Below are 12115 nucleotides of genomic sequence, written 5' to 3'. Positions count from 1 at the left end.
GTAATGCTTTGTAAATCATGGAATTTTTCACTTTGTTAATGGTCATATTCAAACTATTAACAATAAGGAATTGATTCCATGCGTTACCCTTTATTTAAAACTGCACTAACAACCTCTTTACTTGCAACCCTTACTGCGTGTTCAGGTGATGACTCAAGCTCGAGTGAAAGTGGCTATATCCAATTATATAATGGCTCTTACAATAGCCCGTACACCCGTTTATTTATCGAAGATGCTGAACGTTCCGGAGCTGATTTTGCAGATGTAACCACTCGCCATAATTACAGCACTAATAACTATGATGTGAGCTTTAAGTACCTTGATGCAAACGACAGTTATATAACGATCAGTGAAAAAGCAGTGTCCGTAAAAGACGACATGACCCAATTATGGGTGATGAATGGTGATTTTTCAGAGCCGACATTCAGTGAGCTAAATGTGCCTACGGGCGGCGATGAGGGTTCAGCTAACTTAGGCTTTTTTAATATAGTTGGCGAAAACCTGAGTTTTGATGTGTATTTAGCAAATGATGATGGCTTATTTGCAACCGCTGAACTGATTGCCTCACCTACTTATTTAAATGAGTTGGCGCTACAAAACTTTGATGAAGGCTATTACACCTTGTACTTAACGCAAAGTGGCAGTACCGACGTGTTATTTGCATCAGCCTCTGTGTATTTTAATGATGAGGCGAGTTATGTGGTGATGATCCGGCCAAGTTATGCCACCGAAGAAAACGGTATCACCCTTGATGTGGTGACAGCAAGTAATAGCGTGACTGCACTTAAGCACCAAAATGCACAGGGGCAATTGCGCTTTATCAATACCATTGATGACTACCCACACGTTAGCTTTAGTGCAACGCGTGGTTCGCAAACGAGTGCCACAGATGTAACCTCAAACGATATGTATTCTAACTACCTTGAGCTTGATCCTAACAGTTACAGTATTGCGATGTTGGATGAGACGGGTAACAAAATTGTCGATAACTTTTTACTTACCCTTGAGCGTGAACAAAGTAACCTTGGCGTTTTCTACAATGACAAAGATTACGGCCCACGGATGATGACGGTAAAAGAAACCTTAACCCCGAGTAGCTATAGCCATAAAGTGACTGTGGTTAATTTAATTGATAGCTATGCCGGGCAAGATATTAGCGACGTTGATGTCGTCTTTACTCTCAATGGTGAAACGGTTGATGATGCTAAAAATATCATTGATGGCATCGATCAATACGACCAAGAAGAACAAATCGTTGATAATGAAATTTACACCACCTATGTGCTTTATGAAGACAATGGCCAGCAAATTGTACTCATGCAACAAGGCGATATGGACTTTAGCCAAGAAGGTAACTACATATTAATTTTAGAGCATGATGAAACAAGTAGCACTGGTTACAAAATGACGCTAGAACGCACCGTTACTGACTCGGTAGAATAATCCGATTTAAATCTCAGCCTTAGCGCCGCGAGGCTGAGATTGTTTGGGTATATTTTCAATACACTTTACGTTATAAGGAAGTATTAAAAGTAGCCAAGGATTGAAAAATGGATGATGTCATAGGGCTGATAGTCATTTTATCGTTAGTTGTAGTCGCAGGCTCGATTGCTGGGTTAATTGCGTTAACTAAAGTGAGTACATTAAAACAAGAAGTTGCAGCCTTAAAAAAACAACTGCACGCAGTGATAGCGAACAATGCTAGCCAACAGCAAACTCAGCCTCACAGTGTAGCGAAAACCGTGCAGTCGCAAGTTGCGCGCCCAATTGAGCTGGCACGATCACAGCATGCAAAAGCCGTTGAACAGCGCGCTGCGGCCATCAAGCAAACAACTCCTGCGGCAACAACTAGCCGCGAAAAATCATCTTCTCCTTCCGCGCTTGATAGTTTTTTTAGTAAATTAAAAACCCAGTTTCAAGAACATTGGATGACCTGGATTGGCGGCGTCGCGCTGGCTTTTGGTGGTATATTTTTAGCAAAATACAGCTTAGATGCCGGTTTATTATCGCCAAGCTTACGACTCACTTTCGGTGGCTTATTTGGCGTTGCGTTAATTGCAGGGGCTGAATATCTGCATCGAAAAGGCATTGTTTTTGAAGGGTTTAATAACTACGTGCCCGCAGCACTGGCTGGTGGCGGGTTTATCAGCTGCTTTGCATTAACGCTGCTTGCCTATTCAAGTTATGCCATGTTAAGCGCAACCACGGCGTTTGTGATGCTGGCAGTTATTGCACTGGCGGCAAGCTCCATGGCGCTGCGCTTAGGGCCCTTGTTAGCGGTGTTAGGCATTGTTGGCGCATACAGCGTACCAATCTGGGTTAATACTGGCAGCGGTAACTTAGTGGCCTTATTGATGTACATTGGCTTTGTTACTTTGTCTGCGGTGTTAGTAGCGAAAAAAGTAAAACGGCCATGGTTGTGGTATTTACTTTGGGCAGGGCACATTGGCTGGTATTGGCTGGCACTGAGTGTCATAAAGCCAACGCAGTATTGGTTAGTGGGTGGTTTTGCGCTGTTATCAATCATAGGGTTAATCGCGATGATGCGTTTAGGTGTCACCTTGCGTTTATTAGAATATCGCCCGCATAGTTTACCGCGGCTATTAAAATTACAGCCTGATCATCCATTACTGTTAGCGATTGTGGTGCCGTTATTGCTCACGATATTAATCTCTGTGGCGAGCGTGCAATGGCAAATTGTGATGGTTTGTTTAATTGTGATGTTGCTATTTTTGGTGCTGCAAAATAGCCGTTGGGATCTGTGGCAAGGCCTAGCACTACTAAGCGCCGTGTTATTGGTTGTGAGTCAGCAAGCTTATCATATTGATAGTAACGATCACCTATTCGTATTCAAAAACATGTATGGCTTTGGCTTATTACTGGGTATTGGCCTTTGCTTATACGGGCTGTATTTTGGCGCGCGTTACTACAAACGGTTAAGTTTCCACTTACTTGCTGCATTTAGTGTGTTTACCTTAATAGCCACGCTTTACACCCTAACGCCAGCACAAGATTTAGCGGTGGCATATTCATTATGGACAGTGTTATTACTGCTCAGCAGTGGTGTACTGATCAAACGCGCGCAACATGCTCACACCCAATGGCAGCAGTTTAGTTATTGGCTTGGTGCTAATGCCAATATCACCCTTAGTTTAACTATGCTACTTGCCGATAGTGGCTTAACGCTTGCGCTGGCCATTCAAGTATTGGCTATTAGTTACTTAGTTAAACGCCACAAGGTGCCAATGCCGCACTGGCCTATTAAAGCGTTAGTGGCCGTGGTGCTGGCAAGGTTAACCTTCGCGCCGTGGACATACGATGCTGATTTAACCTTTTTAGCACTGCATTGGAGCATAGTGGTTTACCCCGTTGCTGTTGGGTTATTTTGGTTTGCCGCAAAACAATGGCAACAAACAGATATGAAAATTTGGCTCGAAGGGGCAGCACTGCATTGTTTGGCATTATTTATCACCACCGAAACCAGCTATCAATTAGTTGGGCATTATCCGCAACTTTCGTCTTTAAGCTTTTATGAGCAAATATTACTCAGCTGTAACTGGCTCGCGTTAGGCTGCGTTTATTTATACCGCGCGCAAAGTGCAGGGCAGCTGGGTAAGCTATACCGTACTGCAGGTCTGACCTTATCCGCGTTAGCGGGCTTATTGTTAATCAATATAGCATTACATGAAAACCCATTACTAATGCGTCTTTATGTGGGGGAAATACCATTATTTAACTGGCTGTTATTAACCTGGTTAGTACCAAGTATGCTTACACTGTGGTTGGCTAAATTAGTTAAACCACTTAATGCTAAGTTTAGCCAAATAGTACTGGGTGCATCAGGCTTATTAGCGGTGTTAGCAATCAATGCGCTGATCCGCCAATATTGGCAAGGAGCGTTTATTTCCCTTGATAAAGCCACCAGTGATGCCGAGCTATACAGCTATTCAATCATTTGGTTATTGCTCGGTGCGCTGGTGGTCATTGCCGGGCATTTAAAACAACAATTACTATTACAAAAAGTCGGTTTAGGCATGCTCGGCGCGGTGATAGTGAAAGTGTTTTTAATCGATATGGCCAGCCTAACTGGTTTACTCAGAGCGGTGTCATTTATTGGGTTAGGACTATCTCTGGTTGGCTTGAGTTGGTTATTCCAAAAGCTCAGGAGTAAAGCACCAGCGGGGTAATTTAACTCAAGCAGTACACCCAGCAAGATTGTTGGGTGTACTTAGTTATGTTGCTTAGCGCGAATCTGTTTTAATCTCTTGCCTAGCGCCTAGAACCTTTCACTTCACGTACTATGATTAAGCAGTGCTTTTAATTTCCCTGGTTTTATTGGTTTAGATAAGTAATGAATATCTTCGGCTTTGGTGGCTTGTTTTAGCTCTACATCGCGTACCGCGGTGATTAAAATGGCGGGCACCTTAGCTTGCCAAATCTCGCGTAGGGCTTTAATTAAGCTGATGCCGTCGTGCGCATGGCCGAGCTGATAATCCATTAAGATCACATCCGGTGCGCTGTGCGCATGTGCGTATGCCAACACGCTGTCAACTTGATCAAACAGCTGATAATTAGCTTGCCACTTTTGTAATAAACTGGCCATGGCATTGAGGTTTTCAGGATCGTCGTCAACGGCAATGATATTCATCGCGGAGCGCTCTGCAAACAAGCTGTTGGTTGCGAGCTTTTGTTGCACAAACTGGCTTTCACCATACGGTATTTCGATACTAAAACAGCTGCCTTTTTGTGGCGTTGAGCGCACATCTAAGCGAATTGATAGTAAATCGACCATACGTTTAACCACGCTAAGCCCTAGGCCGACGCCTTTGTTGTCAGACGCTTCTATGCGGTAAAAATCGTTGAATATTTTGGCTTGCTCTACTTCGCTAATGCCAGGGCCGGTGTCCCATACTTCGATGCGCAAGTGATGTTTACGTTTACGGCACGCCACTAAAACTTTACCCGTATTGGTGTATTTAACCGCATTTGACACTAAGTTCTGCACAATTCGCCGCAAATAGGTGATATCACTGTGGACAATATGCTGCCCGCTGCGCACCGTGAGCTTAAGGCCTTTTTCGGTTGATAAAATGGCGTATTCGTTGCGCAGTGGTGCGAGAATATCGTCAATACTAAAGTGGCGCGGGGTAGGGGTCATGGCACCTTGCTCTAGTTTGGCAATTTCTAATAATGCTGACATTAAATGCACGGTTGAATCGAGACTGGCACCGAGCTTTTCAAAGTTGTTGATATTATTATCCGCAAGGGATTTTTCATCAATGGCGGCAAGGTATAAACGGGCGGCATTGAGTGGCTGTAAAATATCGTGACTGGCCAAGGCTAAAAAGCGGGTTTTACTGTCATTTGCTTGTTCAGCCTCACGCTTGGCTAAAGTGAGTGCTTGCTCTGTTTGTACGCGGCTTTCTATTTGTGCTTCGAGATCTTTATTGATAGTACGGATTTCTTGGGTACGGGCTTCAATGCGGTTCTCCAGATCCATGTTCACTTCTTCAAGCGCATTTTGTGTGGCAATGTGGGTGGTGATATCTGAAAAGCTGGTTACAAAGCCGCCGTCGGGCAGTGGGTTACCAATCATTTCGTATACTAGACCATTACGACGATGACGAATAAAGTGATGCGAACTGCCGTTTTTTAAATGCTGCACACGCTTTTCTACATGGCGTTCTATTTCGCCTGGGCCACATTCACCGCGCTCAGCGTTATAACGAATAATGTCTTCAATCGGTTGGCCGACTTCTAAAAACCCAGTTGGGTAGTTAAACATTTCTGCGTAGCGTTTATTCCAGGCCACTAGATTTAGCTCTTTATCAACAACTGAAATACCATGACTGAGGTTTTCCAGCGAAGTGTAGAGTAGATTTTGGTTAAATTGCAGGGCTTGCGTGGTTTCATCAAAAAAGTTAACCACTTCTTCAAATGCCATGCGTTTACCCGATGCGACGGTATGAATAAGTGCTTGCGCAGAAGAGGCACCCAATACGCCTGTTAAAGCACGCTCGCAGTAGGCGATAAACTCAGGATCTGGGTGCGTATTATTATCATCAAGTTGATGTGTTAGCGAAAAATGTGCGAGGACTTGCTGGCTACGTTGAATCCCCAAAAAAGTTTGTAGCAGCACTTTAAAATCGTACACAGTGGCTTTGACATTTTTGTTTAAACGCCTTGCCAGTACGGCTTGCTCTTTAGGGTTAACAAAGGCGGCGGCTTGAATTTTATCAATCAAGCGTTCATCGGCACCTAATGAAAAGCTGATGTAACAGCCGATGTTGGCAAATAGCGCAATCAAGGTGCCACGGGTGATCAGCGTTTGTTGCAGCTCTGTAGTAAGGGTATTGCCAGCATCGAGAATGGGCAGCATTAAAAACAGTATCCAGCAGATCAAACCGGCTAATAATCCAGCATAAACGCCGTAAGCATGTCCTTTGCGCCAGTACAAGCCGCCTACAATAGCGGGCAATAATTGTGTGACTAATGAAAAGGCAACTAAGCCCATGCTGGCAAGGGCTTTGCCATGGCCAAACCATTGCTGGTAGAAGTAAGACAAGATCAAAATAGCGGCGATAGTAAAGCGCCTCACCAGTAATATTTGTGGTTTGTAACTGCTAGTAATGAGGTTGCGTTTGAATTTACGACGTAGCATTAACGGTAATACCACATCGTTTGAGATCATGGTACTGAGCGTTAATGTTGCAACCACAATCATCGCAGTAGCGGCCGATATGCCACCAATAAATACAAAGGTGGTAAGTAACACATTGTCGTGCATTAACGGCAGTGCCAGTACAAAGCTATCTGGTGAGAAGCCATTGCCAATTTCTGGGTGAATCGCCGCGGTAGCAATCGGTAAAATCATTGCAGCAGTCAGTAATAAATACAGCGGGAAGGCCCAGCGAGCGGTAAACAAGTGGCGCTTGTCTTGGTTATCAACCACGGTAACGTGGAACTGTCGTGGTAAACAGATGATCGCAGCGGCGGCCATCAACGATTGACCAATAAAGTTAAAGCTCAAAAAGTTAAAATTATCCCAATGTTGCCACAACGACTCTTTAATTTGTAGTTCACTGGTACTGGGTAAGTTATACAAGGTGAGCAGAGCTAAACCAGCGACTGCCACTAAGGCCAGCAGTTTGATCATCGATTCAAAGGCAACAGCAAGCATTAATCCTGAGCGATATTCGGTTACATCAACTTTACGGGTACCAAAAAATATTGCGAACATCGCCATGATCAAAGTAGCAGAGAGCGCCACCATTGAACCGGATATTTTGTTGTCACTTTGCAGTAGTAAAAAGCTGTTACTTAGTGCTTTTAACTGCAAGGCGATATACGGAATGGTTGCTAGTAGTGCAATCATAGTCACCATAATTGCAGTGGTTTGGCGCTTACCGTAGCGGGCGGAAATAAAGTCTGCGATGGTGGTGATATTTTGTTTTTTACTGACTAGCACTAGTTTACGTAAAAAACCTTGTCCGAAAAAAAACAACAATGCAGGGCCAAGTAAAATCGGTAAGTAACTCCAACTGCTGGTGGCAGCCGTGCCCACTGAGCCGTAGTAAGTCCACGAGGTGCAATAAATACCCAACGAGAAAGAGTAAACAAAAGGGTGGTGGCTAATTCGTTTGGCCAGTGGTGTGGTTTTATCGCCCCAGTTTGCTAGCCAAAACAAGATGCCAATGTACGCCAAAGCGACAAAAATCAGTGCAGCAGTCATGTATATATTCAATTTTTATTTTGTTATTGCACACCATACCAGAAGTTTTCGCTGATTTGAGCTGTCAATTTTTGTGTAGAACATACAAATAAATCTATCTATTTGATATTTAATATTAATTATGTGTTTTTAAGATCTATTAGACTAATGTCGCAGATCTGCAACATAGCCTAGATGAATAGTTAAAATCACCCAGCGTAAATAGGTAACGTGATGATAAATAATGTTTTTTACTTAAATTTAACAAGTGGGTATTTGCAGTTTACGTAAACGTTAACTTGTTGTTACGACTATGGTCTCAATTCAATATTAAGGCAGCGTTGCTAAATTGGTTAGTGCAGATAATAAAAACCACATCACTTTTTACAGATGTTAAAGAGGAAATAAAAAATGGCTTTTAAAGATGAAGAACAAGCAAAAGCTTATTGGGCGGAAAACATTTCACTGTTGTTTAAATTATTAGCAGTTTGGTTTGTCGTGTCATTTGGCTTTGGCATATTACTGGTTGATGTACTTAATGAAGTGCGTTTCTTTGGGTTTAAACTTGGCTTCTGGTTCTCCCAGCAAGGCGCGATTTACACCTTTGTGGCTTTGATTTTTGTGTACGTTTTCAAAATGAATACGTTAGATAAAAAATACGGCGTAGACGAATAGGAGCTAAGCAATGGATGTTCAAACACTCACGTTTATCATTGTCGGACTAAGCTTTGCGCTTTATATCGGCATTGCAATTTGGGCTCGAGCGGGCTCAACAAATGAATTTTATGTCGCAGGCGGCGGCGTTCCACCGCTTGCTAATGGTATGGCGACAGCTGCGGATTGGATGAGTGCTGCGTCATTTATCTCAATGGCAGGTATCATCTCTTTTGCAGGGTATGATGGCGGCGTGTACTTAATGGGTTGGACCGGTGGTTATGTATTACTTGCCATGTGTTTAGCACCTTATTTACGTAAGTTCGGCAAGTTTACTGTGCCCGATTTTATCGGTGACCGCTACTACTCACGCACCGCGCGTTTAGTGGCAATTTTGTGTGCCATCTTTATCTGTTTTACCTATATTGCAGGGCAAATGCGTGGTGTAGGCGTGGTATTCTCTCGCTTCTTAGAAGTTGAAATTGAAACCGGTGTTTACATTGGTATGGTTATCGTATTCTTTTATGCAGTATTAGGCGGCATGAAAGGCATTACCTATACCCAAGTAGCACAGTATTGTGTACTGGTATTTGCTTACCTTGTTCCTGCCATCTTTATCTCTATGATGATGACGGGTCACTTCTTCCCACAAACTGGCTTTGGCGCGACATTAATTGGCGGCGATGGTGTATATGTACTGGATAAACTTGATGGTTTAAGTGCTGAACTGGGCTTTGCGCAATACACTGAAGGCTCTAAGAGCATGATAGATGTGTTTGCTATCACTGGTGCATTAATGGTGGGTACTGCGGGTCTTCCACATGTAATCGTACGTTTTTTCACTGTACCGCGCGTTAAAGATACGCGTATCTCAGCGGCATGGACATTAGTGTTCATCGCTATTGTTTACACTACAGCGCCAGCGGTTGCCGCATTTGCCCGTGTTAACATGATTGATACCATAAACGGTAAAGATGGTAACGGTACTGAATACGCAGAAGCACCGACATGGGTGAAAAACTGGGAAAGAACGGGTTTAATCACCTTTAATGATAAAAATGGTGATGGCAAAATGTTTTACACCGCAGGTAAAATTGATGATCCAAACAGCGCTAACGAAGTTAACGTTGACCGCGACATCATGGTACTTGCGAACCCAGAAATTGCTAACTTACCAGCATGGGTAGTAGCGCTAGTAGCAGCCGGTGGTATTGCTGCGGCATTATCAACAACCGCTGGCTTACTACTGGTTATTTCGACCTCCGTATCGCACGATTTACTCAAGCGAACCTTAAAACCAAACATTAGCGATAAACAAGAGTTACTCGCAGCGAGGTTGGCAGCCATGGTTGCGATTGTTATCTCCGCTTACTTTGGTATTAATCCGCCTGGATTTGTGGCGTCGGTGGTGGCATTTGCATTCGGCTTAGCTGCTGCAAGTTTCTTCCCGGCGATCATTATGGGTATCTTCTCTAAGAAGATGAACAAAGAAGGTGCGGTGCTAGGTATGGTAACCGGTATCACCTTTACTGCTGCTTACATTATTTTCTTCAAGTTTATCAGCCCAGAGCTTAACAACCCTGAACATTGGTTGTTCGGTATTTCGCCGGAAGGTATTGGTTTAGTAGGTATGCTTATTAACTTTGCAGTTGCTGCAATCGTGGTTAAGTTTACCGCTGATACACCGCTTGAAATTCAACAAATGGTTGAAAGCATTCGTAATCCTAAAGGTTCTAGTGAAGCACACGCTCACTAACAACGCTGATACTCTATTATATTGATAGATCCAAAAGCCCGACTTAAGTCGGGCTTTTTATTTACAGCTGATAGCAGTACAGTGAGTGTACGATTGTTTTATTGCGAGTAGCAAGATGAACCATGAGCAACAGGAAGTCGCCCAGTTTGTACTAGCACAAATGCCATTTAGCGGCCTTGATAGCAGCGCGACAGATTACTTTGTAAAACACCTTGATGTTATTTATCTGAACTGTGAAAACCAAACGCAATGGCTGCAATCAGAGTCCCCTAAACTGTTTTTAATTCGCTCTGGTTTGTATGACTTAGTGGATGCAAAAGGTGATGTGATCACCCATTTAGCACAAGGCGATTATTTTGGCTTCCCTTCATTGCTGACCGGCGAAGCAATTCAAAACCGTTTAGTCGTGCAAAAAGAGGGCATTGTTTATATGCTCAACCAAGAGGCGTTTGATTATTTGCGTCGTGAGTACAAACCGTTTGAACAGTATTTTGTGCGTGCCCATGCTAATCGGTTGTTGTCATCGCATTATAAAAGCCAAAATGACAGTTGGTCTGAGCGCAAAATATCAGAATTGATGTCACGTAAAGCGGTCACTTTGTCGCCCGATGCAAGTATTCGCCAAGCTGCTAAAAAAATGAAAGAGCACGGCGTCTCATCAATTATGGTTACTGAGTATGAACGCTTAGTAGGGGTGGTGACTGATCGCGATTTACGCAACCGTGTATTAGCCGATGAAATCGACCCACAGCAGGCAGTCCGTACGATTATGAGTGCGAAACCGAAGTTTATTTTTGAAAATAATCGGGTGTTTTCGGCGTTGCATTTAATGCTCAAACATAACATTCACCATTTACCTGTGTTGGATGAACGCCATAAAGCACTTGGTATGATCACCAGTACCGATTTATTACGTCAACAAAAGAGCGATCCCGTACAACTTATTGGCCGCATTTATAAAGCCCATAGTGTGATTGAGCTAAAACGCTACGCGGCTGAAATACCTGACTTACTGCGCAGTTTTTCGCATAATATTGATGATATATCCTTGATTGGTAAATTACTCAGCGGCTTGACTGATGCGCTTACGTCGCGGTTAATTTATTTATTTCAAGAGGATAACGGAGCGGCACCGACCAGTTTTAGTTTTATTTGTTTTGGCTCCCAAGCGCGCGAAGAGCAAACCTTGCATTCCGATCAAGACAACGGTTTATTACTGCCTGATGATTTAACTGAACTGCATCAGGATTATTATCGGCGGATGGGGGAGTTTGTTTGTGAACAGTTGGTAGAGTGTGGTATTAGGCGTTGCCCAGGCAACATTATGGCCAGCAGTGAATTATGCAGAATGAGTATATCTGATTGGTGTGAAAAGTTTTTTACTTGGATAAAAAGTCCAACGCCGCAGGCTATGCTGAACTGTAAAATATTTTTTGATTTACGCTTTATTGAAGGCTCAACGGCACTTTACACTGCATTTTGTGAGCAACTAACCCGTATTTCTCGTGACGAATTATTTTATGCCGCCATGGCAACCGATATTAAGTCGAACTCCGTGCCGATTGGCTTATTTAATCAATTTAAACTCGAAAAAGATGCCAAACAGCATAAATACATTGATTTGAAAAAACGTGGCGTAGTGATCATTAACGACATTGTTCGTTTATATGCGTTAAAAGCAGGGATACGCCGAGCGAACACCCAAGAGCGCTTAGATGCATTACTGAAACATTCTTTATTGAGTAATCACGATGTATATAACTTGAAAGACTGTTGGCGATTTTTAACGCAGTTGCGTTTGCGCACGCAAATAAACGAAGAAGGCTTGCCCAGCAACTGTATTAATCCAGATAAGTTAAGTTCGCTCGAGCGTCATCAATTAAAAGAAGCGTTTTATTTACTTAAGCTGGCACAACAAGCTGCGGCATTTAAATTTGCCAGAGGAAGTTTATAAATGCAGTGGTTTTTTTATAGCGTGAGTTCACTTAGCATTC

Annotated in this window: 6 protein-coding genes; 5 read left to right on the top strand and 1 reads right to left on the bottom strand. The window is 43.1% G+C overall.

Annotation, left to right across the window (positions count from 1 at the left end):
• The first annotated feature begins 78 nt into the window (after positions 1-78).
• The gene (locus ACMVDV_RS10085) at positions 79-1443 is read left to right on the top strand and encodes a hypothetical protein (RefSeq protein ID WP_416158030.1); all 1365 of its coding nucleotides are present in this window, start codon (positions 79-81) and stop codon (positions 1441-1443) included.
• Positions 1444-1550: 107 nt separating this feature from the next.
• Positions 1551-4187 (top strand): DUF2339 domain-containing protein, encoded by a 2637-nt coding sequence (locus ACMVDV_RS10080; RefSeq protein WP_416158029.1) that lies wholly within the window; start codon positions 1551-1553, stop codon positions 4185-4187.
• A gap of 104 nt (positions 4188-4291) precedes the next feature.
• Here ACMVDV_RS10080 and ACMVDV_RS10075 read toward each other — a convergent pair whose 3' ends face one another.
• Complete coding sequence (locus ACMVDV_RS10075; RefSeq protein ID WP_416158028.1) at positions 4292-7732, bottom strand: PAS-domain containing protein; 3441 nt, start codon at positions 7730-7732, stop codon at positions 4292-4294.
• 390 nt (positions 7733-8122) lie between these two features.
• On the opposite strand from ACMVDV_RS10075, the gene ACMVDV_RS10070 reads away from it, so the two are divergent.
• From ACMVDV_RS10070 to ACMVDV_RS10060, 3 genes are all read left to right on the top strand, one after another.
• Entirely contained in the window at positions 8123-8386 is a 264-nt protein-coding gene (locus ACMVDV_RS10070; protein ID WP_004586074.1) for a DUF4212 domain-containing protein, read from the top strand.
• Positions 8387-8396: 10 nt separating this feature from the next.
• Complete coding sequence (locus ACMVDV_RS10065) at positions 8397-10121, top strand: sodium:solute symporter family protein (protein WP_416158027.1); 1725 nt, start codon at positions 8397-8399, stop codon at positions 10119-10121.
• Positions 10122-10236: 115 nt separating this feature from the next.
• The gene (locus ACMVDV_RS10060; RefSeq protein WP_304182647.1) at positions 10237-12075 is read left to right on the top strand and encodes a DUF294 nucleotidyltransferase-like domain-containing protein; all 1839 of its coding nucleotides are present in this window, start codon (positions 10237-10239) and stop codon (positions 12073-12075) included.
• The last annotated feature ends 40 nt before the right edge of the window (positions 12076-12115 follow it).

Source organism: Pseudoalteromonas sp. ASV78, from assembly GCF_047806705.1.
Lineage (GTDB): Bacteria > Pseudomonadota > Gammaproteobacteria > Enterobacterales > Alteromonadaceae > Pseudoalteromonas > Pseudoalteromonas prydzensis_A.
The sequence above is the reverse complement of the archived record's forward strand: the minus strand, read 5'-3'. Positions and strand labels throughout refer to the sequence as shown.

Bases quoted from the DNA above. Each gene is read 5' to 3' on its own strand.
- ACMVDV_RS10085 (WP_416158030.1), top strand. From the start codon at position 79: ATGCGTTACCCTTTATTTAAAACTGCACTAACAACCTCTTTACTTGCA.
- ACMVDV_RS10080 (WP_416158029.1), top strand. From the start codon at position 1,551: ATGGATGATGTCATAGGGCTGATAGTCATTTTATCGTTAGTTGTAGTC.
- ACMVDV_RS10075 (WP_416158028.1), bottom strand. From the start codon at position 7,732: ATGACTGCTGCACTGATTTTTGTCGCTTTGGCGTACATTGGCATCTTG.
- ACMVDV_RS10070 (WP_004586074.1), top strand. From the start codon at position 8,123: ATGGCTTTTAAAGATGAAGAACAAGCAAAAGCTTATTGGGCGGAAAAC.
- ACMVDV_RS10065 (WP_416158027.1), top strand. From the start codon at position 8,397: ATGGATGTTCAAACACTCACGTTTATCATTGTCGGACTAAGCTTTGCG.
- ACMVDV_RS10060 (WP_304182647.1), top strand. From the start codon at position 10,237: ATGAACCATGAGCAACAGGAAGTCGCCCAGTTTGTACTAGCACAAATG.